Origin of the sequence: Bradyrhizobium sp. NBAIM01 (genome assembly GCF_020194115.1) — a bacterium.
Classification (GTDB): Bacteria; Pseudomonadota; Alphaproteobacteria; order Rhizobiales; family Xanthobacteraceae; genus Bradyrhizobium; species Bradyrhizobium yuanmingense.
This window is the reverse complement of sequence record NZ_JADYVU010000006.1, coordinates 306,989-329,519: the sequence shown is the minus strand read 5'-3', so window position 1 is coordinate 329,519 and position 22,531 is coordinate 306,989. Positions and strand designations below refer to the sequence as shown.

The 22,531-nt window shown below is 64.4% G+C and carries 21 protein-coding genes; 11 read left to right on the top strand and 10 right to left on the bottom strand.

The features are described 5' to 3' along the window. The first annotated feature begins 198 nt into the window (after positions 1–198). A complete protein-coding gene (locus I6F31_RS21880; RefSeq protein WP_036012649.1) occupies positions 199–456 on the top strand; it encodes a hypothetical protein in 258 nt (85 codons plus the stop codon). A 179-nt stretch (positions 457–635) separates the two neighbouring features. On the opposite strand, the gene gyrA is transcribed toward I6F31_RS21880, so the two are convergent. Next, positions 636–3,368: a DNA gyrase subunit A gene (gene gyrA, locus I6F31_RS21875; protein WP_225112462.1), complete on the bottom strand. Its 2,733-nt coding sequence runs from the start codon at positions 3,366–3,368 to the stop codon at positions 636–638. Between the two features lie 169 nt (positions 3,369–3,537). Beyond that, positions 3,538–3,936: a DUF2306 domain-containing protein gene (locus I6F31_RS21870; protein WP_036028159.1), complete on the bottom strand. Its 399-nt coding sequence runs from the start codon at positions 3,934–3,936 to the stop codon at positions 3,538–3,540. 164 nt (positions 3,937–4,100) lie between these two features. Here I6F31_RS21870 and I6F31_RS21865 point away from each other — a divergent pair, with 164 nt between their 5' ends. Beyond that, positions 4,101–4,430 (top strand): low molecular weight protein tyrosine phosphatase family protein, encoded by a 330-nt coding sequence (locus tag I6F31_RS21865; RefSeq protein WP_036028161.1) that lies wholly within the window; start codon positions 4,101–4,103, stop codon positions 4,428–4,430. Positions 4,431–4,447: 17 nt separating this feature from the next. Here the strand turns inward: I6F31_RS21865 and I6F31_RS21860 are convergent, their stop codons facing one another. Next, positions 4,448–4,942 (bottom strand): single-stranded DNA-binding protein, encoded by a 495-nt coding sequence (locus tag I6F31_RS21860; protein ID WP_025036423.1) that lies wholly within the window; start codon positions 4,940–4,942, stop codon positions 4,448–4,450. Positions 4,943–5,379: 437 nt separating this feature from the next. Here I6F31_RS21860 and I6F31_RS21855 point away from each other — a divergent pair, with 437 nt between their 5' ends. From I6F31_RS21855 to I6F31_RS21835, 5 genes are all read left to right on the top strand, one after another. Next, positions 5,380–6,162, top strand: coding sequence for an outer membrane beta-barrel protein (locus I6F31_RS21855; RefSeq protein WP_225147087.1), 783 nt, complete (start codon positions 5,380–5,382; stop codon positions 6,160–6,162). Positions 6,163–6,400: 238 nt separating this feature from the next. Further along, on the top strand, positions 6,401–7,099 hold the full coding sequence (locus I6F31_RS21850) for an outer membrane protein (protein WP_036012666.1): 699 nt from the start codon (positions 6,401–6,403) through the stop codon (positions 7,097–7,099). A gap of 221 nt (positions 7,100–7,320) precedes the next feature. After that, the gene (locus I6F31_RS21845) at positions 7,321–8,076 is read left to right on the top strand and encodes an outer membrane beta-barrel protein (RefSeq protein ID WP_225186107.1); all 756 of its coding nucleotides are present in this window, start codon (positions 7,321–7,323) and stop codon (positions 8,074–8,076) included. 274 nt (positions 8,077–8,350) lie between these two features. Beyond that, complete coding sequence (gene uvrA / locus I6F31_RS21840; protein ID WP_225147088.1) at positions 8,351–11,332, top strand: excinuclease ABC subunit UvrA; 2,982 nt, start codon at positions 8,351–8,353, stop codon at positions 11,330–11,332. Positions 11,333–11,414: 82 nt separating this feature from the next. Further along, positions 11,415–11,984, top strand: a complete 570-nt coding sequence (locus I6F31_RS21835) for a DinB family protein (RefSeq protein ID WP_036012672.1) — start codon at positions 11,415–11,417, stop codon at positions 11,982–11,984. 1 nt (position 11,985) lies between these two features. Here I6F31_RS21835 and I6F31_RS21830 read toward each other — a convergent pair whose 3' ends face one another. After that, positions 11,986–12,516, bottom strand: coding sequence for an RNA 2'-phosphotransferase (locus I6F31_RS21830; protein WP_225147089.1), 531 nt, complete (start codon positions 12,514–12,516; stop codon positions 11,986–11,988). 127 nt (positions 12,517–12,643) lie between these two features. Between I6F31_RS21830 and I6F31_RS21825 the strand changes: the two genes are divergently transcribed. Together I6F31_RS21825 and I6F31_RS21820 are read left to right on the top strand one after the other, a co-directional pair. Further along, entirely contained in the window at positions 12,644–12,913 is a 270-nt protein-coding gene (locus I6F31_RS21825; protein WP_225147090.1) for a hypothetical protein, read from the top strand. Positions 12,914–13,075: 162 nt separating this feature from the next. Beyond that, a complete protein-coding gene (locus I6F31_RS21820; protein ID WP_036012680.1) occupies positions 13,076–13,723 on the top strand; it encodes an HAD-IA family hydrolase in 648 nt (215 codons plus the stop codon). A 53-nt stretch (positions 13,724–13,776) separates the two neighbouring features. Here I6F31_RS21820 and I6F31_RS21815 read toward each other — a convergent pair whose 3' ends face one another. Beyond that, positions 13,777–14,421: a TetR/AcrR family transcriptional regulator gene (locus I6F31_RS21815; protein ID WP_225147091.1), complete on the bottom strand. Its 645-nt coding sequence runs from the start codon at positions 14,419–14,421 to the stop codon at positions 13,777–13,779. Between the two features lie 105 nt (positions 14,422–14,526). Here I6F31_RS21815 and I6F31_RS21810 point away from each other — a divergent pair, with 105 nt between their 5' ends. Together I6F31_RS21810 and I6F31_RS21805 are read left to right on the top strand one after the other, a co-directional pair. Then, positions 14,527–15,633, top strand: a complete 1,107-nt coding sequence (locus I6F31_RS21810) for an acetylhydrolase (protein WP_225112467.1) — start codon at positions 14,527–14,529, stop codon at positions 15,631–15,633. A gap of 29 nt (positions 15,634–15,662) precedes the next feature. Further along, on the top strand, positions 15,663–16,478 hold the full coding sequence (locus I6F31_RS21805; protein WP_306469099.1) for a DUF3313 domain-containing protein: 816 nt from the start codon (positions 15,663–15,665) through the stop codon (positions 16,476–16,478). A 63-nt stretch (positions 16,479–16,541) separates the two neighbouring features. Here the strand turns inward: I6F31_RS21805 and I6F31_RS21800 are convergent, their stop codons facing one another. The 5 genes from I6F31_RS21800 to I6F31_RS21780 all read right to left on the bottom strand — a co-directional run bounded on the left by I6F31_RS21800 (position 16,542) and on the right by I6F31_RS21780 (position 22,435). Then, on the bottom strand, positions 16,542–17,495 hold the full coding sequence (locus I6F31_RS21800) for a cytochrome D1 domain-containing protein (protein WP_109143677.1): 954 nt from the start codon (positions 17,493–17,495) through the stop codon (positions 16,542–16,544). Positions 17,496–17,497: 2 nt separating this feature from the next. Beyond that, a complete protein-coding gene (locus I6F31_RS21795) occupies positions 17,498–18,061 on the bottom strand; it encodes an SRPBCC family protein (RefSeq protein WP_036044199.1) in 564 nt (187 codons plus the stop codon). A gap of 1,038 nt (positions 18,062–19,099) precedes the next feature. Beyond that, positions 19,100–19,867, bottom strand: a complete 768-nt coding sequence (locus I6F31_RS21790; RefSeq protein WP_225147092.1) for an AAA family ATPase — start codon at positions 19,865–19,867, stop codon at positions 19,100–19,102. Positions 19,868–19,963: 96 nt separating this feature from the next. Continuing rightward, positions 19,964–20,824 carry a DUF296 domain-containing protein gene (locus tag I6F31_RS21785; protein ID WP_225147093.1) on the bottom strand — a complete coding sequence of 287 codons (861 nt, stop codon included), beginning with the start codon at positions 20,822–20,824 and terminating at the stop codon, positions 19,964–19,966. Between the two features lie 9 nt (positions 20,825–20,833). Continuing rightward, complete coding sequence (locus I6F31_RS21780) at positions 20,834–22,435, bottom strand: acyl-CoA synthetase (RefSeq protein ID WP_036012717.1); 1,602 nt, start codon at positions 22,433–22,435, stop codon at positions 20,834–20,836. Positions 22,436–22,531: the final 96 nt, after the last annotated feature.

Sequence of the window (22,531 nt, the reverse complement as noted above, 5' to 3'; positions counted from 1 at the left end):
CCCTCCGAAAATGTCCCGTTGGGCGTCAGCGGCAGCCGGTTTGTTTCGTCTCGGGGCGGCCACGAAACAAAACGGAGCGCGAACGAAACCATTTCCCACATCGGCGAAGACGTCCGGAAACTGGCCATGGTTACTAATCCGGCCAACGAATGACGGGCCGCGTACTGGGCGTAGGCGGCCGCATCACAGGGGACTGTCATGATCAAGACCATTTCAGCGATCGCTCTGTCTGCGTGTGTTGCCGCGGCCCTCACCCTCCTGCCCGGCTTTGCTCCGAAGGTCGAAGCCAGCGTGCCGCAGCCGCTGGCCAAGAGCGACCGGCTCGACATCCGCAGCATCGGCCGTGACTGCTCGCAGCAGGCCTGGCCGAACTTCGAAGCGTCCTGCCTGCGTAGCGCCGGCACCAAGGCCAACGTCCGCGAGGCCCGCCTCGTGACCGCCAACCGCACGCCGTAATCGGATCTGTCAGGTTCGCGTCGGGCGGGTCCCTCAAGACCCCAGGAACATTTGTGACGTCTCGTCGCAGACTACGCGACGCTCGCGCCCGTCGGAATGGCCCGACGGGCGCGATCTCGTTCAGGGGGCACTATCGGCTGCGAGGAACGGCGGGTGGATGAGTCCCGATTCGCCAGCCTCTATTCCCCGTTCGCTCCATTCCCGTTCTCGGCCTCTTCCGTGATGTGCTCGACTGACACCACGTGCTCGTCCTCGGCGGTGTCGAACACGATCACGCCTTGCGTCGAGCGGCCGGCGATGCGGATGCCTTCGACCGGGCAGCGGATCAGCTGGCCCTTGTCGGTGACCAGCATGATTTGATCCGCCTCCTCCACGGGGAACGAGGCGACGAGATTGCCGTTGCGGTGGTTGACGCTCATAGCGACGATGCCTTTGCCGCCGCGGCCGGTGGTGCGGTACTCGTAGGACGAGGTCCGCTTGCCGTAGCCGTTGACGGAGACGGTCAGCACGACCTGCTCCTGCGCCGACATCTCGACATAGCGCTCCTGCGGGAGCTGGAAGCTGCCCGAGGTCTCCTCGGCCTCGGCATCGGCCGGCGCCTCGTCTGCGGCGGCTTCGCCCGCGACCGCGCGGCGCATCTTCAAATAGGCCGAGCGCTCGTCCGAGGTGGTGTCGACGTGGCGCAGGATCGCCAGCGAAATCACCTTGTCGCCTTCGCCGAGCGCAATGCCGCGCACGCCCATCGAGGTGCGCCCGGTGAATACGCGCACATCGGTGACGGGGAAGCGGATGCACTGGCCGCCCGCAGCGGTCAGCAGCACGTCGTCGCGCTCGGTGCAGATCTGCACGTCGACGATCGCCTCGTTGTCGTCGAGCTTCATGGCGATGATGCCGGAGCGGCGGACGTCAACGAAGTCGGACAGCTTGTTGCGCCGGACGTTGCCGCCCGTGGTCGCGAACATCACGTCGAGCTGGCCCCAGGTCGATTCATCCTCCGGCAGCGGCATGATGGTGGTGATGCGCTCGCCCTGCTCCAGCGGCAGGATGTTGATCATGGCCTTGCCGCGCGCGTTCGGCGCGGCCATCGGCAGCCGCCAGACCTTTTCCTTGTAGACCTGGCCGCGCGAGGAGAAGAACAGCACCGGAGTATGGGTCGAGGCGACAAAGAGCCGGCTGACGAAGTCCTCGTCGCGGGTCTGCATGCCGGAGCGGCCCTTGCCGCCGCGGCGCTGCGCCCGGTAGGCCGACAGCGGCACGCGCTTGACGTAGCCGGCGTGCGAGACCGTGACGACCATGTCCTCGCGCTGGATCAGGTCCTCGTCCTCGACCTCGCCCTCCTGCTCCATGATCACGGTGCGGCGGGGCGTTGCGAACTCGGCCTTCACCTCGGCAAGCTCGGTCTTGATGATGTCCAGGATGCGCGCGCGTGAGCGCAGGATCGCGAGATAGTCGCCGATCTCCCCGGCGAGCTTCGACAGCTCGCCGCCAATCTCGTCGCGGCCGAGCGCGGTGAGACGTGCGAGACGCAATTCGAGGATCGCCCTCGCCTGCTCCAGCGAGAGGCGGATCGTGCCGTCCTCGTTGATCCGGTGACGCGGGTCATCGATCAGCGTGATGATGTCCTCGACGTCGCGCGCAGGCCAATCGCGCGTCATCAGGGTGTCACGGGCCGCCGCCGGTGTCGGCGAGGTGCGGATCACCTTGATGATCTCGTCGATGTTGGCGACCGCGATGGCGAGGCCGACCTGCTCATGGGCGCGCTCACGCGCCTTGCGCAGCTTGTACTTGGTGCGCCGGGTAACGACCTGCTCGCGGAAGCCGACGAAGATCGTCAACATATCCTTCAAGTTCATCGTCTGCGGACGCCCGGAATCGAGCGCAACCGCGTTGACGCCGAAGCTCGTCTGCAGCGGGGTGAACTTGTAGAGCTGGTTCAGTACCACGTCGGGCACGGCGTCGCGCTTGAGCTCGACGACGACGCGATAGCCCTCGCGGTCGGACTCGTCGCGCAGATCGGAGATGCCCTCGATCTTCTTTTCCTTGTAGAGCTCGGCGATGCGCTCGACCATCGTCGCCTTGTTCACCTGATACGGAATCTCGGTGATGACGATCGCCTCTCGATCCTTGCGAATGGTCTCGAACGTGACCTTGCCGCGCATCACGATGGAGCCGCGGCCGAGATGGTAGGCGCTGCGGATGCCCTGGCGTCCGAGGATGATGCCGCCGGTCGGGAAATCCGGGCCGGGAATGATGTTGATGAGCTCGTCGATGGTCAGCGAGGGATTGTCGATCAGCGCAATACAGGCGTCGATCACCTCGCCGAGATTGTGCGGCGGGATGTTGGTCGCCATGCCGACGGCAATGCCGCCCGCGCCGTTGACCAGCAGGTTCGGGAACCGCGCCGGCAGGACCACCGGCTCCTTCTCGGAACCGTCGTAATTGTCCTGGAAGTCGACGGTGTCGCTGTCGATGTCCTCGAGCAGCTTCAGCGCGATCTTGGTCAGGCGGGACTCGGTGTAGCGCATGGCCGCCGCCGGGTCGCCGTCGACCGAGCCGAAATTGCCCTGCCCGTCCACCAGCAACTCGCGCATCGAGAAGTCCTGCGCCATGCGCACCAGCGCGTCGTAGATCGCCTGGTCGCCATGAGGGTGGTATTTACCCATGACGTCACCGACGATACCGGCGGACTTCTTGTGCTTCTTGTCGGGCGTGAAGCCCTGCTCGTTCATCGAGAACAGGATGCGCCGATGCACCGGCTTCAGGCCGTCGCGCGCATCGGGCAGCGCGCGCGACACGATCACGCTCATGGCGTAATCGAGGTAGGACTTCTTCATCTCGTCGAGGATGGAGACGGGGCGAATGTCCGAGGGTTGCGCCGGCTGGTCGCCGGGCTTGTTATCGTCGTCAGCCAAGGGGAAATCCGGTGAGGTTTTATCTGGGAATCATATAGCGCATCACACCCCTGATAACCACCCTTGCCGAGCTTTGGGGAAGCGCTTTTTCCCACTGTTTTTCCAGAGACTTACGCCCTTCGCGCCACGGCCGCGGACGGGGCCGGAACGGACTGGGCGGAACCGGCTCTCACGCCCCGAAAGTCACCCGGTGCATGATGCGCCCAGGCACCAGCGTGAACAGTCCCGCCACCACCAGGGCGCCGAAGAAGATCAAGATCATCATCCGCCGGTGGTCGGCGACGCGATGGGTGCGCGCACGCCATACCGCCAGCGGCAGCACCGCCAGGGTGAAGATCGACAAGAAATGGATCGGGCTGAACGGCCCGACCAGACGGATCTCGTGGATCCAGAACGACGAGGCGGCCACGAACACCATCAGCACCACCCAGATCCAGCCGATAGTCCGGTGCGGCAGCGTGCCCTTGGGGGCGGAGAACTGGAAGAGGCCAAGCACAAGGGCGGCCATTGCGGCAAAGGCATGCAGCGGGACCACCGGCGCGGCCTCAAGCAGCGGCGCAAGGCTCATGCAGGGCTTCCTCGTGTCCGGCGGAGGCGCACATAAGCTTAGGCCGGAAAAGCCGTGGACCAAAGAACTGTATTTATGTAGCAGGAACTCTCGGAAGCCCGCCCGAGAAGCACCGACCAATCATTCCCGCCGATACCTGCCCGATCGTCTCCGAGAGCGGCAAAGTGACCAACGTCCTTTTCGTCTGCAGCGCCAATCGCCTCCGCAGCCCTACCGCCGAGCAGGTGTTTTCGACCTGGCCGGGGATCGAGACCGACTCGGCCGGCATTTCGAACGGCGCGGACGTCTTGCTGTCCGCCGAGCAGATTGAATGGGCCGACGTCATCTTCGTCATGGAAAAGACCCACCGGACCAAGCTGAACCGGAAATTCCGGTCCAGCTTGAACAACAAGCGGGTCATCTGTCTCGACATTCCGGACGACTATGAATTCATGGATCCTGTCCTGGTGCGGATCCTTGAAAACCGAGTCGGCCGTTATCTGCGCCGAGACTAGCCGCCTCTTCCCAAGTCCTAGAACGGGATATCGTCGTCCATGTCGCTGTTGCGGCCGCCGCCGGCGGCAACGGGACGGCGCGGCGCGCTGCTGACGGGTCCGGAGGAGCCGAAGTCGCCGCCCGGCTCGTCGCCGAAGCTGCCACCTCCGCCGCCGCCACCGCGGCCGTCCAGCATCGTCAGCGTTGAGTTGAAGCCCTGCAGCACGACCTCGGTCGAGTATTTCTCGACGCCGCTCTGGTCGGTGTACTTGCGGGTCTGGAGCGCGCCTTCGATGTAAACCTTTGCGCCCTTCTTCAGATACTGTTCGACGATCTTGCAAAGCGGCTCAGAGAAGATCACGACGCGATGCCACTCGGTCTTCTCCTTGCGCTCGCCGGTGTTCTTGTCGCGCCAGGTCTCCGAGGTCGCGATGCTCAAATTCGCGATCGGCCGCCCGTCCTGGGTGCGGCGGATTTCGGGATCCTTGCCGAGATTTCCAACCAGAATGACCTTGTTGACGCTTCCCGCCATCGCCGCTCTCCACTCCGAATGCCACTGAATTTCAAAAGGGCGAATCCGCTGCCCGCGTTCCTCTGCGCCCGCTAGGGCGACCCTATACGCTTGCGGACACCGATCAGCCTGCCACCCCCAAGGTTATCCCCACATATAGCATCGCGCGCACGTTTGTTCCAGATTTGTTCTTCATCATGGGCGGGCAGACATTTTCCCGCGTGCCGCGAAAAACGTCAGCCCCGAATGGAACCTTTTCGAGTTCCCTTGAATAGGAAAAAACTCTTAACATTCATCAAGATGGAACCTGTCAATAGTCTGGCGAGTGTGGCTTTCCGGAGACGGACTCTGCCCTTTCCTTAGGCTACCTTTGCCTTGGAATTGATTCATATGGGTGTCGCGTCTGATCAGCCGCTTCAGGGACTTTCATGAAGCGGACGAAACTTGGGGAGACTGCAATGAATAAGATTCTTTTCGGCGTAATCTGTGCAATGGCATTGGGGCTGTCGGCTCCGGCAAGCGCGGCGGATATGGCTGCGCGTCCCTACACCAAGGCTCCGGCCCCGGCGGTCGCCGCGGTTTACGACTGGAGCGGCTTCTACATCGGCGTCAACGGCGGCGGCGGCACGAGCCGCAAGTGCTGGGACTTCGTGACCCCGGTCACGGGCGTTCTGGTGGCTGAAGGCTGTCACGATGCGACCGGCGGCACGGTCGGTGGTCAGATCGGCTACCGCTGGCAGTCGGCCAATTGGGTGTTCGGCCTCGAGGGCCAGGGCAACTGGGCTGACTTCTCGGGGGACAACGTCAGCCTCCTCTTCCCTGGAAGCGCTTTGGTCACCGGTGATCGTAACCGCTCTCACATCGATGCTTTTGGCCTGATCACGGGCCAGGTCGGTTATGCCTGGAACAACGTGCTGCTCTATGTGAAGGGCGGCGCCGCCGTAGTCGGGGACAAGTACGACGTCTATGCCGCGCCTGGCACGCCTGGCGCCGGCACGCTGCTGGCGTCGGCTCGCGAGACCCGCTGGGGCGGCACCGTTGGCGCCGGCCTGGAATTCGGATTTGCTCCGAACTGGACGCTCGGCGTCGAGTACAACCACATCTTCCTCGGCGACCGTACGATCGCCTTCACGACGCCTGCGGGCGTTGCCTTCGGGAGCGATCGCATCAGTCAGGACGTCGACATGGGTCTAGTCCGCCTGAATTATCGCTTCGGCGGCCCGTTGGTCGCGAGGTACTGATATCCCACCTATCGTGAGCGAAACGAAGGGCCGGCCCCAGCGCCGGCCCTTTTTTTTGCAGCACGACGGCTGGACGTAGATAAGTCAGCAACCATCACCTTTTCCGCTGTTGTGGCTTTTCGGAGACACAACTTGCGGCTTTGGTGGTGTAAAGACGGCGTCAGTTGGGCCGTTTGAGTCCGCTGCCCTTCCGCCACGGAAGGCAACAACAGAAACTGGGACTGGGATTAAGTTGAAAATGAAGAAGGTTTTGTTGGCTTCGGCCTGTGTATTCGCCCTTGCGGCCCCCGCTTCGGCTGCTGATCTGGCAGCCCGCCCCTACACCAAGGCCCCCGCGCCTGTGGCCTCGGTCTACAACTGGACCGGCTTCTATCTCGGTATCGTCGGCGGCGGCGCCTGGGAAAACAGCTCCGATGATCCGCGCATGCAGGGCGGTTTCGTCGGCGGCACCGTTGGCTACAACTGGCAGACCTCCAACGTCGTGTTCGGCATCGAAGCTGATGGCGCGTGGGCTGACGTAAACGCCTCGGCGACCGGTCTTGTTGATTTTGGTGGCGCCCTCGTTCCCACGACGGTCAGTTCGCGTATCGACGCGCTCGGCACCGTGCGTGGTCGCATCGGCTGGCTCGCTTCCCCGAGCGTCCTGCTGTACGCCACGGGTGGTTACGCCTGGATCAACAACAAGATCAGCGTCAGCGCGCCCCCCGTTCTGAGCCTCTCGGAGAGCCAGTTCCATTCGGGCTGGACGGTCGGCGCGGGCGTCGAGGCGATGTTTGCTCCGAACTGGTCGGTCAAGGGCGAGTACCTCTATCGCAGCCTGGGCGGCGAGACCTACTTCTCGGGCGTCTTCCCGGTCAACACCGGCACTCTCGACCTCCACACCGTGCAGGTCGGCGTGAACTACCACTTCGGCGGCCCGGTCGTCGCCAAGTACTGAGCTTCGTCTCTGACGCATCATCGTCACGAAAGGCCGGCCTCGCGCCGGCCTTTTTGTTTGTTGCGGCCGCCCGTTCGCTCGCGTTTTCGGAGGGATGTGACCTCTAGGTGACACAACCTTTGGCTTCAATGGTGTAAAGCAATGACGTTGCTTGGGTCATAAGTCCGCTGCTCTTCCGCTCTCCGGAAGACCGGAATGAGAAATGGAAGTGGGGAATGGATATGAAGAAGCTTTTGCTGGCTTCGGCCAGCTTGTTCGCACTCAGCGCGTTGGCACCGGCCTCGGCGGCCGATTTGGCGGCCCGCCCCTACGCCAAGGCACCGGTGGCGCCGATCGCGGCGTACAACTGGAGCGGTTTCTACCTCGGCGCCAACGCCGGCGGTGGCTGGAGCCGCAACTGTTGGGATCTCACCAGTGTCGGCCCCTTCGTGGTCGCTCCGGCGGTGGCCGAAGGTTGTCACAATGCGACCGGCGCACTCGTCGGCGGCCAGATCGGTTATCGCTGGCAGTCCGCCAACTGGGTGTTCGGTCTCGAAGCCCAGGGCGACTGGGCTGACCTGAAGGGTTCGAACATCAGCTCGCCTGCCGCGCTCGCGCCGCTGGTGAACGAGACCAGGATCGACGCCATCGGCCTCTTCAATGGCCAGGTCGGTTATGCCTGGAACAACGTGCTTTGGTACGTGAAGGGCGGCGCTGCCGTCACTCACAACAAGTACACTGGTAGTTTTGGCGGCGTTACGCTCGACACCGCGAACGAAACGCGCTGGGGCGGTACCGTCGGCACCGGCATAGAATTCGGCTTCGCTCCGAACTGGTCGGTCGGTGTCGAATACAACCACCTGTTCATGGGCAGGCACAACGAGACCTTCACCTTCCTCGGCGTGACCACTCGCACCGACAGCATCAAGCAGGACGTGGACATGGCTACCGTTCGACTCAACTACACCTTCGGTGGCCCGGTGGTCGCGAAGTACTGATCACGATCGACGTCACATCGTCACGAAAGGCCGGCCTCGCGCCGGCCTTTTTGTTTTGGCTGGGTGCTCCGCGAGCGGTTCCGCGCGTTCCTGCTGCCAGATCCCGCCAGCACGCCAACAATCCGTTGACGATTCGCAAGTCCCACTGGAAATCCGCCGCCGTTCTTCCTACGTTCGCTGCCATACCCATCGGCGCCGATCCCGGTTCCGGGCGCAGCGCGCCTTTTTTGTTGGCGCGATCGCGCACCTTTGGGCTTCCTTGAGGGCAACTCGGATGGATGAAGTGATCAAGGCGAAGCGCCAACAACAGAACGCGGGCTCCAGCCTGCGCGCAATTACGATCCGCGGCGCGCGCGAGCACAACCTCAAGAATATCGACGTCGAGATTCCCCGCGACAAGCTGGTGGTGTTCACCGGGCTATCCGGCTCCGGCAAATCCTCGCTCGCCTTCGACACCATCTATGCCGAGGGCCAGCGCCGCTACGTCGAATCGCTGTCGGCCTATGCCCGCCAGTTCCTGGAGATGATGCAGAAGCCCGACGTCGACCAGATCGACGGCCTGTCGCCGGCGATCTCGATCGAGCAGAAGACGACGTCGAAGAACCCGCGCTCGACCGTCGGCACCGTCACCGAGATCTACGACTACATGCGCCTGCTCTGGGCCCGCGTCGGCGTGCCCTATTCGCCGGCCACGGGCCTGCCGATCGAGAGCCAGACCGTCTCGCAGATGGTCGACCGCGTGCTGGCGTTGCCCGAGGGCACCCGCCTCTATCTGCTCGCCCCCGTCGTGCGCGGCCGCAAGGGCGAGTACAGGAAGGAGCTCGCCGAATGGCTCAAGAAGGGCTTTCAGCGCGTCAAGATCGACGGCACCTTCCATGAGCTGGCGGAAGCTCCTAGCCTCGACAAGAAATTCCCGCACGATATCGACGTGGTGGTCGATCGCATCGTGGTGCGTGCCGATATCGGCCAGCGCCTCGCCGAGAGCTTTGAGACCGCGCTAAAGCTCGCCGAAGGCCTTGCCGTCGTCGAGTTCGCCGATGCGTCCGCGGCGGCTGCGCCTGCGGAGGAAAAGAAGAAGACCGCGAAAATCCACGACAAGAGCGGGCCCGAGCGCATCCTGTTCTCGGAAAAGTTCGCCTGCCCGGTCTCCGGCTTCACCATCCCCGAGATCGAGCCGCGCCTGTTCTCCTTCAACAATCCCTACGGCGCCTGCCCCGCCTGCGGCGGCCTCGGCGTCGAGCAGCATGTCGACGAAGACCTCGTCATCCCTGAGAAGGATCTGACGCTGCGCAAGGGCGCGATCGCGCCCTGGGCCAAGTCGTCGTCGCCCTATTACGTGCAGACGCTGACCGCGCTCGGCAAGCACTACAAGTTCACGCTCGACACCAAGTGGAAGGATCTGCCGAAGAAGACGCAAAACGCGATTCTCTACGGCTCGGGCGAGGACGAGATCAAGTTCTCCTACGAGGACGGGGTGCGCTCCTACGACACCAAGAAGCCGTTCGAAGGCGTCATCACCAACATCAACCGCCGCTACCGCGAGACCGAGAGCGAGTGGGCCCGCGAGGAGCTGGCGAAATATTTTCACGACGTGCCCTGCGAGGGCTGCAAGGGCTTCCGGCTCAAGCCCGAGGCGCTCTGCGTCAAGGTCGGTGGCAAGCATATCGGCGAAATCTCGGAGCTGTCCGTGAAGGGCGCCGGCGCATGGTTCGAGACCGTGCCGGAGGCGCTGAACGCGCAGCAGAACGAGATCGCGGGCCGCATCCTGAAGGAGATCCGCGAGCGCCTCACCTTCCTGCTCGACGTCGGCCTCAATTATCTGACGCTGTCCCGCTCCTCCGGCACGCTGTCCGGCGGCGAGAGCCAGCGCATCCGCCTCGCCTCGCAGATCGGCTCGGGGCTCACAGGCGTGCTCTACGTGCTGGACGAGCCTTCGATCGGCCTGCACCAGCGCGACAACGCCCGCCTGCTCGATACGCTGAAGCGGCTGCGCGACCTCGGCAACACCGTGGTCGTGGTCGAGCATGATGAGGACGCCATCCGCCTTGCGGACTACGTGCTCGACATCGGCCCAGGCGCCGGCATGCATGGCGGCAACATCGTCGCCGAAGGCACGCCCGCCGAGATCATGCGCAACCCGAAATCGCTGACCGGCAAATACCTGACCGGCGAGCTCGAGGTCGAGGTGCCGGAGCGGCGTCCGCCGAACCATCGCCGCACCATCAAGGTGGTGAACGCGCGCGGCAATAACCTCAAGAACGTCACGGCGGAAATTCCGCTCGGCCTGTTCACCTGCGTCACCGGCGTCTCCGGCGGCGGCAAGTCGACGCTGCTGATCGATACCCTCTACCGCGCCATCGCCCGCAAGCTGAACAATGCCAGCGAGGGCGCCGCCCCGCACGACCGCATCGAGGGCCTCGAGCACATCGACAAGATCATCGACATCGACCAGTCGCCGATCGGCCGCACGCCGCGCTCGAATCCGGCGACCTATACCGGCGCGTTCACGCCGATCCGCGAATGGTTCGCCGGCCTGCCGGAAGCGAAAGCACGTGGCTACGAGCCCGGCCGCTTCTCCTTCAACGTCAAGGGCGGCCGCTGCGAGGCCTGCCAGGGCGACGGCGTCATCAAGATCGAGATGCACTTCCTGCCCGACGTCTACGTCACCTGCGACGTCTGCAAGGGCAAGCGCTACAACCGCGAGACGCTGGAGGTGCTGTTCAAGGGCAAGAGCATCGCCGACGTGCTCGACATGACTGTCGAGGAAGCTGCCGAGTTCTTCAAGGCGGTGCCGCGCGTGCGCGAGACTTTTCAGACATTGCACCGCGTCGGCCTCGACTACATCCATGTCGGCCAGCAAGCGACGACGCTCTCGGGCGGCGAAGCCCAGCGCGTCAAGCTGGCAAAAGAATTGTCAAAGCGCGCCACCGGCCGCACGCTCTACATCCTGGACGAGCCCACCACCGGCCTGCACTTCCACGACGTCAAGAAGCTGCTGGAGGTGCTGCACGAGCTGGTCGCGCAGGGCAACACGGTCGTCGTCATCGAGCACAATCTCGAGGTCATCAAGACCGCCGACTGGGTCATCGATCTAGGGCCCGAAGGCGGCGACGGCGGCGGCGAGATCGTGGCGTGGGGACCTCCGGAAGACATTGCGAAGGCGCCGCGAAGCTATACGGGCAAATTTTTGGCTCCGGTGCTGGAGAAGGCGCGAAAGCCAAAGCGGAGGCGTGCGGCGAGCGAGGCGGCGGAGTAGATTGCGCTGCATCGAAGCCGCAGGGCTGTAGGGCGGATTAGCTGAGCGTAATCCGCCACTATTCGATCGGGAAAGAACCGACATGTCCGCTGGACTCGTCCAAACCTACCGCGCCTTCGCCCACAACAACGCTTGGGCGAACCATCGCCTGCTCGCCGCCTGCGCTGCGCTATCCCAGTCTGAATTCGAAGCCCCCCGCACCGGCTTCTTTCCAAGCCTGCAGCGTACGCTGAACCACATCTACATCATCGACTTCTTCTACATCGATGCGCTTGAAGGGGGCTGGCTCGGACCGGCAGCCTGGAAGAACGAGGTGCCGTACCCCTCGTTAGCCGAGCTCAAAACTGCCCAGGCCGCAATGGACAACCGCCTGATTGCGATCTGCGATGCGCTGACAACTGAACGGCTCGACGCCTTCGTCCGGATCAACCGCGACACGACCGTGCAGACCGAACGCTGCGACCGACTGCTCATGCATCTCTTCCAGCATCAAATTCATCATCGCGGACAGGCGCATGCCATGCTGTGCGAAACGGATGTCGCGCCCCCGCAGCTCGACGAGTTCTTCGCGGAAGGCGAAGCGCCGCTGCGAGCCGCCGAATTCGCCGAACTCGGCTGGACCGAGGAGACCGTTTGGAAATCCAGGACGTAAGCTACGCCGGGAACTCCGGCGGCACATGGTCGGTCAGCCACACACCGTTCTCTGCGCGAAAAAACTTGAATCCCTTGGCATGCATGCTGCCGGCATCGACCTTGAAGATGTGCGGCTTGCCGTGGCGCTGACCGACACGCTGCGCAGTTGCCTCGTCGGAGGACAGATGCACCTGCTGGCGCGCCTGCGGCTTCAGGCCCTCGGACAGGATCGCCTCGACAAACCGTGTCGCCGTGCCATGATACAGGATCGACGGCGGCTCCTGCGGCGCCAAGCCAAGTTCAACCGAGACGGCTTGCGCGGCGCGAATGCGATCAGTTCCAGGGGATAGCGAGAAACGCTTCTTGTCGCTCTCTGCGACGACGCGCAGCAGATCGTCGCGGCCAAACTTTGTGCCGGCGGCATTTGCCTTGGCGATCAGGTCGTCGATGCTGGCCCACCCGTGCGAATCCAGCACCAACCCGATCGTTTCCGGCTGGTGGCGCAGGACCAGGCTCAGAAATTTGCTGAGCTGGGTGTCATTGATCGGCATGGTTACACTTCCAGTCCCGCATCACTACACTCAAGTGGTTGGCAAGGCCAGATGATCGATCTGGAGGGAGCAATGAGCCAGTCGAACCTATACGCTATTTCGGAACGCGATCCTCGCCGAGCAACAGGTGACTTGCGTCTACGAGGGTCGCCGTCGCGAGCTCTGTCCGCATATCATCGGCACCGACAAGTCCGGTGACGAAGCCGTGCTGGCCTGGCAGTTTGCAGGCGAAAGCAGCAGGCGCTGCCGCAATGGGCGCTGCCTGAAGCTGGCCAATGTCAGTGGGGCCCGGGCGCGGGATGGCCGCTGGCATGAAGGCGGCTCGCATAGGAGCACCCAGACCTGCGTGACGAATATCGATCTCGACATCAATGTCGATGTTCGTAAGTTGCGGTGAGGGAGCTACAGGGGTCGAGATCGGAATCGAACCTCGTCGATCACGACGTAACGGCCGATCGCAGGGTTGATTTCGATCCGCTCGTGTCGCATGGCTGTCCTCGAACTCCACGAATATTAGCACGCGACCTCACGCTTGTCAGCGAGCTCAAAATCCGGCCTCATGCCCTATTCCCTCGCCATATTCGACCTCGACGGTACCCTCGCCGACAGCTTCCCGTGGTTCCTGCGCACCATCAACGACGTCGCGGACCGCTTCGGCTTTCGCCGCGTAAAGGACGAGGATGTCGAGGAGCTGCGCCACGCCTCGTCGCGCGAGATCCTCGCCAAGCTCGAAGTGCCCATGTGGAAGCTGCCGGCGATCGCGCGGCATGCGCGGCGGCTGAAGGCGGAGGCGGCTTCCGAGATTTCGCTGTTCGCAGACGTCGAGACGATGCTGCGAACCCTGGCCGAGAACGGCGTGCAGCTCGCGCTGGTGACGTCCGACAGCGAGGCCAATGCGCGCGAGAAGCTCGGGGACGCCGCAGCGCTGTTCTCGCATTTCGACTGCGCAGCGTCGCTGTTCGGCAAGGCCGCGAAATTCCGCCGGGTCATCCGCCGCGCCGGCGTCGCGCCTAGCAGGGTGATCTCGATCGGCGACGAGGTCCGCGACATCGACGCGGCGCGGGCGGTCGGGATCGCCTGCGGCGCGGTGTGCTGGGGCTATGCGGCACCGGCGGCGCTAACGGCGCTTCGGCCCGACCATGTGTTCGAGCACATCCGTGACATCGCGCCGGCGCTGATCGGCGTCACAGCTCCGATGAGGGCTTAACACCACCGCGCGGCCGTATTGCTTTTCCATCGAGAGCCCGGGCCGGCCCTCACTCACTCGCCGGATCGACCGGCAGCCTTGCGCGAGGCTCCCGCTCCGATCTCCCGGTTCAGGCACGCAAAAGCCTCTTTCACGTAGACGGCCAAGGGCCGCTTGCCCTGGTCGCGATTCCAACTGTCCATCGCAAGCCGCAAGGCTCCGACCGACATCATGGCGACCACGCGCAGCGCAGCCTGCCGATGCGGCTGCGGCCACATCTGGGACAGCGCCGCGAACACGGCAGCTTCCTTCTCGACGTATTTCGCCTGCTGCCGGATGCGAAGCGACTCGTTCGCGGACATCAGGCGCTCGATCACTTTTGTTTGCTTGTAATCGACCGGGAAGCGGGCTGTCAGCTCCAGCAGGCCGTTCCTTGCGGCATCGAGCGGCGACTGCTTGGTCGTTTGCTCGAGCACGGCGGCACGCAAGGTCTCGCTGAAACCACCATCCTGCCACGCCAGGAGGATCTCTTCCTTGGACTTGAAGTAGTAGAAGAACGTCCGCCGCGAGATCCCCGCCGCCTCCGCGATCGCGTCGAGCGTGGTGGCATCATAGCCCCTGGTCAGAAACAGTTTAAGGCCCTGCTCGGCGATACGATGCAGCGTTTCGCGCCGCTTCCGCTCGCGCAGGCCTTCCTCCTTCCGGCATGAACTTTTCATGACCTGTTTTGCCATGAAATCGACCAGTTTGCAAAATTACACTAAGTGCAATACGTCGATTACACTTGGTGCGACTTCATACAAGGTGCCTTCATGGTGAACGGGTTGAGCGACACTTCCTCTCAGCATGTGCGATCCGCGCACGCGAATGGCGCGGACGGTGCGAGCGGAGCGACAAGCCTGACCCGACGGCGGTTCGGTGCCGCGCTGCTGGCGGTCGCCGTCACGGCCACGCTCGCCGCGCCTCCAGCCCGGGCGCAGTCCGCGCCCCCCGCGGTCGTCGACTTCGACTGGGTCGATCCGGCGCGTTCGCGGCCCGTTCCGGCGCGCCTGCACTGGCCGGCGGATGTTGCGCCGGGATCGCGCGTGCCGCTCATCGTGTTCTCCCATGGGCTCGGCGGCTCTCGCCGGGGCTACAGCTATCTGGGGCGATATTGGTCGGCCCGCGGCGTCGCCAGCCTGCATGTTCAGCATGCCGGCAGCGATTCCTCGCTCTGGGCGGGCAATCCCCTCGCCGTCGTGGACCGCCTGCAGCGTGCCGCTCACGAGAGCGAGGCGCTGGCGCGAGCCCTGGATCTGCGCTTTGCCCTGGATCGCATGCTGTCGAGTCCCCATGGTGCCCACGTAGACCGCCGGCGCATCATGGCGGCGGGGCATTCCTATGGGGCGAACACGGCGCTTGTTGCGGTTGGCGCCCGCGTGATGCGCGACGGCAAGTGGGTCGAGGCGCGCGACCCGCGCTTTGCCGCCGCCATCGTCATTTCGGCCCCTCCATTCTATGGCGAACCCGATCTTGCCTCGGTGTTGAGCAGGATCACCGTTCCAACCCTGCACGTGACGGCGACGAAGGACGTCATCCAGATCCCCGGATATTACTCACCCGCTGCCGACCGGCTGGAGGTCTTCAACGCCATTGCCACACCGCGCAAGCTGCTTGCCGTGTTCGAAGGCGGCTCGCACAGCATCTTCACCGATCGCTCGTTCACCGGTGGTCCGGCGCTCAACCCGAAGGTGAAGCTCGCGACGGCCGAGCTCACCCTGGCCTTTCTCGACCTGGTTTTCGATGGCAACGGTGCCACGCTGGCGCGCTGGAACGTGACCTGGCAGCCCATGCTCGCCTCGGCGCCGGGCGCCGCACCTTCTCCCCTGCCCGTCGCGCAGTCCCGGCGCGTGGCCCAGGGAGTGGCGACCGGTCTCGTTCCCTCGCCATGAGGTGGCTCGCAGTTGCGGTCTTGAGCTCGATGGCCGCCGGTTGCGCGGCGGCTCCGCTGGAACGAGCGGGGTCGCTGGCCTCCTACGACGATCTCACGCCGTCCGATGGTCTCTTGACCAAGTCGCAGCTCCGGATCAGCAAGGCTGATGTTCTCGCCGCGAAGACCGCTCGCATCGAGCCGACCGCGTTCACGGCGACCGCAGCCAGCCAGCCGTTCACGCCGCAGCAGCGCAGGCTGATCAAGAACGCAATCAACAGAGCGATGTGTCTTGCGCTCAGCGAGCGCTTCCGGATCGTAGCTCCCACGGAGGCTGCGGACTTGAATGTTCGCGCCGTCATCACACAGATTGCGCCGACCGATGCGGCGGCAGCCGGCGTCTCCAAGGTCGCGAGCGTCGTGCCGTCCATCGTCGCTCCCGGCGTGCCCATTCCGGTGCCGCGCCTTCCGATCGGACTGGGAAGCCTGTCCGTCGAGGCCGAGGCCCGTGACCGCAGCGGCAACCAACAGGCGGCCATGATCTGGGCGCGCGGAGCGAACTCCTTCACCAGCGCTCCGCGTGTATCGAGCGATGGCGACGCCTATGACCTGGCCGAGGCTTTCGGAAGCGATTTCGGGAGGTTTCTCGTTGCCGCGGAGAGCCCGTTCGGGAAGGTCCCCACGCCGCCTTCCGTCGACAGATTGAGCGCCTCTCTCGGTGGTGCGCCCAAGGAAGCGATCTGCGAAACATTCGGCCGGGCGCCAGGATTGGCAGGCCTGGCCGGAGAAAGAATCGGGCTGCCGCCGGACTGGACCGACCGAGGCGCGCCGGAGAACACGATCTTGGAAGCGCAGAACGTCAATTGAGCTCTGGCGGAATGGCCGCTTGAATTCGGCCGGCCGGAGCAAGCGGCCTCGGGTTGTGACGAACTACTCCGTCCTGCGCAGGAACGCCCCGAACGCCCTTGGGCCGTCGCCGGTCTTGATCTCGCCGATCACCTTGAGCTCGGCCGCATCGATGATGCTTAGCGTGTTGCTTTCCCAGCAGGCGACAATGACGCGCTTGCCGTCGGCAGTCGCCGCAATGCCTTCGGGATAGTCGCCGACATGGATGCGCTTGACCGGCTTGAGGCTCGCCAGATCGAACACGCTGACGGTGCCGCCATATTGGTCGGTGACGAAGCCTCGGCCTAGCGTCAGCGCCACCGCATATGGGCGCATGCCGACCGGCACGCGGCCGATCTCGCGGCCTTCCGCGATATCGATCACGGAGACATCGTCGGAGCCGACATTGGCGGTGTAGGCGCGCTTGCCCTCGGCATCGATGGTGACGCCGAACGGGCGGGTGCCGACCTTGATCACGGCCTTGCGTTGGCGCGTTGCCGTTTCGACCACCGAGACGCTGTCGTCGTCGCGGTCCGCCGAGAGCAGCAGCTTGCCGTCGGGCGTCACCGCAAGACCCGACGGCGAGGCGCCGACCGCGATGCTGGCGACAACGCTGCGCGAGGCCGTATCGATCACCCGCACCGCGGCCGCGTACCAATCGGCGACATAGACCGTCTTGCCATCGGGCGCCACGGCAATGCCGAGCGGCCCGCCGCCGACCTCGACGCGGCCGGCGACCTGCCGCGTGGCAGCGTCGACCACCGTCACCGCCTTGGCATCCGGGCTCGTGACATAGGCAAAGCGCCCGTCGGCGCTGACGGCGACGCCGGCCGGCTTGCCGCCGATTGGGATGGTCGCAACGCCGCGCGCGCCAGCGAGATCCACCACCATCAGATCTTCGCTGAGCTGGTTGGTGACGAACGCCTCGTCGGCGCGCGCGCTTCCAAAGCCGGCGTAACAAAGGCTGGCGGCGAGCGCCGCCAGAACCAGCGCTCGCACGATCAGCTGCCGCTCTCGATCTTCTTCTTGAGCGCCTCGAGCCCGGCCTTGTACAGCCCGCTCACGGCCTTGATCGCGGCCTCGTCGCTCAGCTCCGGCGGCGGGTCGTTGTTGGGATAGCCGCGATAGAACGCGCCGGCCCATTCCAGCTTGGCCTTGCCATCAGGCGCGGGCGAGACCGTCAGGGTCGAGGAATAATTGGTCACAGGCAGCACCTTCACGTCGACCTTGGTGATCCGGTACGAATAGCTCTGCATGTCGGGCTCGTATTTGTAGAGCTCCTCCTCGACCGTCCCGCCGCCCGTCAGGGTCAGCTTGCGCGTCGCGCCGATCTCGTTGCCCTTCTCGCCTTCGGTCTTGGTGACCGGCTGAAGCCAGCTCATGTCCTGGAAATTGCCGATCACCGCCCACACCTTGGCGGGGGCCGCGTTGATCTCGATGGATTCCCTCACCTTCTGCCGCGTCGGCCCATGGGCCCAGACCGGCTCGAAGGCGGTCATCAGAGCCATCCCCGCCACCGCCAGCGCCGCCACCCCGGCGATCGCCGGTCCGCTTCTCATCCTCATCTCGTTTCCTCGTTTCTCAATCTGCGCGACTTGGAACGCGCGCTGAGGTCATGCTAGCGCATTTTTGGGCCATGGGGAGACCCGTTCGTGGCACGGTGGTGGCAAAGCCAATGCACACCATTGATTGGGTTGGTCGACGGGCAAAACACCAGACCGGGGTCAACCTGGCCAAGCCGAAATAATTCGCTTTACGCGAATTCGGAATTATCGCATGTTGCGGCCACCCCAACCCGGGCCGAGGGGCGCATCGCGATCGTCACGAACGCGGGATGGGAGGTGGTGGACGCAGGCAGCGTCGCGCGCAAGCGGTTTGCAGGGCGGATCACTCCGTGAGCAGGCGAGGCGCGCACACGACGGGCGCAGTCTGCGTACGGCAAAATCGTGTGGTCCTGGCGCCCGGGGTCTGTGCGCCAAGGCTTGCGGTGACGTTGCGGGCCGACCGGGCCCGCACCGTCAGTCATCCGCAAGGCGACGGGGGCAATAGTGCATCGCTCCCCGGGGAGAGCACGACATAAGCCGTCAACCCACTGCGCAGGGAAGGCCGGATGTTTGGCTTCACCTGTATGCCGCTGTGCAGCTTTTTCAAGCACACGCTTCGCACAGTGGACCGCGGGTGCCAGCCGGCACCCGGCCTTCCCTGCGCCCTCGGCACTCTCGAGGGTGGCGAATGCAGCAAAGCTCGGGCGGACTCTGCCGCGAGGATGTGAAGCCGCGCCAGCGAATTGATAACGGTCTCGTGCCACAGACGCTGCGCAGCACCATAAGCGCGTTCACGCGCGTCTTCGACGCTATGGTGATGCGCTGCAGAACCGGAGCCCATGCATCCGCGATGCTGCGGCTTTCTGAGTCCCGGCTCTGCGCCGCAATGCTCACGCGTTGCAGCTTGACCGGGACACGGGAGTTGGCGCACTGCTGCTCCACACTCCGTCATTGCGAGCGCAGCGAAGCAATCCAGACTGCTGCCGCGGAAAGATTCTGGATTGCTTCGCTGCGCTCGCAACGACGACAGAGAGAGCTACTGTTACAGGATTCCCTCACCTAGTCCCCCAGCGTCGCCTCCACGAACCCGCGCGGATCGACACAAAACTCACGCATCAACCGGTAATGGTCGGTCTGCTCCACCGTGACAGGCTCCAGGCCGTATTTGCCGAGCCGCAGCAGCCGCGCGTTGGGATAGGCCATGAGCATCGGCGAATGCGTTGCCATGATGACCTGGCAGATGCGGGAGTCTTCCATGCGCCGCAGTAGCTTGAGGAATTCGATCTGGCGCGCCGGCGACAGCGCCGATTCCGGCTCGTCGAAGATGAAGATGCCCTGGCGCTGGCAACGCTCCTCGAAGAAGCGCAGAAAACCTTCGCCATGGGAGTGCGACAAGAAATCGGGACCGACCTGGCCGGCGTCGCGCGCAGCCTTGTCCAGATATCGCGCGACCGAGAAAAAGCTCTCCGCACGAAAGAACCAGCCGTTGGTGATCTTCGGCAGCCAGCTTGCGCGCAGCGCCTTGGAGAGTTGGCCGCCCATCTCCTCGCGCGCTTCGGAATGATCGACCGGCTTGTAGCCCTTGCCGCCACCGGCATCGTCATAGCCGGCGAGCGCTGCGATGCCTTCGAGGATGGTCGACTTCCCGGTACCGTTCTCTCCAACGATGATCGTGATGGGGCTGTCGAAGCTAAGCTCGAAATCGTCAGGGAAGATGGGCAAGCAGAACGGATAGGCCTCGCGGTCGCGAACCTGCGACGGATCGAGCCATACCCGCTTCAGATACGGCGCTGGCAGGTTGATCGTTCGATTGCCTCTTCGTGCCATGACGTCCCGCCGCTACTCGCATCCCCAACGGAACATGACAGGAACATTTGGAGTGCAAAAGCGCTATCTTGCACCCACTCCCTTACGGCTGACGAGCTAGTCCCCTGCCTCCAGCACCAGCTCCATCGTCATCAGTACCGGATTGTCGCCACGGATCAGACGCCCCTCCGCAACGCGGCCGGTATAGTCGATCAGGGCGACATCGAGCGCAGCTTCCAGCGCGCCGGAGGCGCCGGGCGCGATTGTCCCTGCCGTAATCGCCAGCTCCGTCGCAAACGGCTCGGTCACGCCGCCATGGCTGAAGCGCGCGCCGATGGTCGAGCCGACGCCGCCGTGGATCTTCGCGTGGGCGATGCCGTTCGTGCGGCAGAACGCTTCGAGTGCGCCGGCAAAATCCTGGTTCGGGCGCAGGCGGAGCGCGAAGGCGCGGCTCGTCGTGCGCGCGTCGGTGCTTGCAGCCGCGACCGGTCCGAACAGCTTGAAGTTGGTCTCCGCATCAGGCTCGGCCGTGAACACCGCCCCGTTCAGACCGAAGGCCTCGACCTCGAACGGCTCGGCGACGACGGTCTCGTCCGGCATCATGTGGCCGCCGCTCGTCTTGCCGTCAGCCTCCGTCCACAGTCCGTGGCAATGAAAGAACGGCGCAGCGTCGCGCGTGCCGAGCGTCATGCTGCCGAGCCTCAAACGCGTCACGCCAGCGGGCCGGAACGTATCGCTGTAGAACGCCGCATTCTCACCGGTCTTCGACAGCGCCGGCATGACATAGGCGAACGGCCCGAGCGCGCCATGGCGAAAATTCAGCACGCCGCCGGCGAAGCCCTCCGCGGCAAAGCCGCGCCGCGCGGCCTCCAGCAGCGGCAGACCGGCCTGAAGTGTGAACGAGAAAGCGCGTCCCCTCGCCTCCACCCATTGAATGCGTTCGGGAAGCGGCGCGCCCGGCTGCTTGATGCTCCGCATGTGGTGCGCTCAGCTCGCCTTGTCGAGGTCGAGCAGCCCGCGCGCCTCGAGCTCGTCGCGCACCATGCGCTTCGGCACCTTGCCGTAGCCCGATTTCGGCAGCGCGTCCCAGAAGAAGAAGCGCTTCGGCATCTTGTAGCGCGGGACCTTCGGCGACAGGAACGCCGCCATCTCCGCTTCGGTCACCGCCTTCGCGCCTTCTCGGACAACGCAGACGGCGACACCGACCTCGCCCCAGGTCGCGTCGGGCACGCCGAGCACGGCGACCTCGCCGATCCCGGGATGGGTCAGGATCTTCTCCTCGATCTCGCGCGGATAGATATTGGAGCCGCCGGAGATGTACATGTCCGACGCACGTCCTGTGATGTACACAAAACCCTCCTCGTCCATGTGGCCGAGGTCGCCGGTGCGGAACCAGCCATTGCGGAACGCCTTCGCATTGGCTTCGGGGTTGTCGTAATAGCCGGCGAACACGGCAGGCCCGATCACGCAGATCTCACCGCTCTGGTTAGCCTTGAGCTCGCGGCCCTCATCGTCCTGAATCGACACCTGCATGCCGGTGCGCTCGAAGCCGCAGGTGCCGATCCTGGCGTGCGGGCCGTCCTCCGGGTCGTGCAGCGCCGCCGGCAGCACGGTGATGTTGCCGGTGACCTCACCGAGGCCAAAATACTGCACGATCACCTTGCCGAGCTTCTTCAACGCCGCCTTCTGGTCCTCGCGATACATCGGCGCGCCCGCATAGATGACGTAGCGCAGCGAGGAATGGTCGTATTTGCCGGCGGCGGGATGCTCGACCATCATCTTCAGGATGGTCGGCACGGTGAAGAGATTGCTGACGCGATGCGCCTCGATCAGGCGGAACGCCTCGTTGATGTCGAATTTCTCGGTCGGCAGCAGCACGGTGCGCGCGCCGCGCGCGGTCTGCATCAATTGGTGCACGCCGGCACCGTGCGACAACGGTGCCACCACCAGCGAGGCATCCTGCTCGGTCGTGCCGGGCGTCAGATCGGCGAGATGATTGGTAACGACGAATCCCATCTGGCCGTGGGTGAGCACGGCCGCCTTGGAGCGTCCAGTGGTGCCGGAGGTGAAGAAGAACCAGCAGGGATCGTCATGCTCGACCGCGACATTCTCCACAACGGCGCCCGCATGCGAGGCGATCGCATCGGCCACCGAGCGCTCGCCGAACGCGGCCTTGCCGTCGACGCTCCAGGTGAACTCCAGCGCACCGTCCTTCACCGCCGCGGCGTGCTCGGGGAAATCGACATGGCACAGGAACGCCTTGGCGCCGGAGGCCTGCGCGAGATAGCTGACCTCATCAGGCATCAGACGGAAATTGGTGGGCACCCAGACCGCGCCGAGCCGAAACGCGGCGAACATCGAGACAAACATCTCATCGCCATTCTTGGCATGGACGAGGATGCGGTCGCCCTTGGCAATGCCCCGCGCGGCGAGCGCCGCGGCCAGGGCGGAGACCTGCGCATCGATCTCGCGCCAGGTCCAGGACTTGTCCCCCCAAACGAAGCCGGGACGCGCGCCATGCCGCCGCGCATTCTGGGTGAGCATATAGGCGAGATTCATGACGCGGCGGGACATGCGCAGGGGCTGCATCGGGCTTCCTCTTGGACGACGGGCGGCACGCAAGCCGTCCGTTCATTGCAGCCCATTTATCGCCAACGCCGTTGCCCCCGCAAGGCCGGCTGCCGC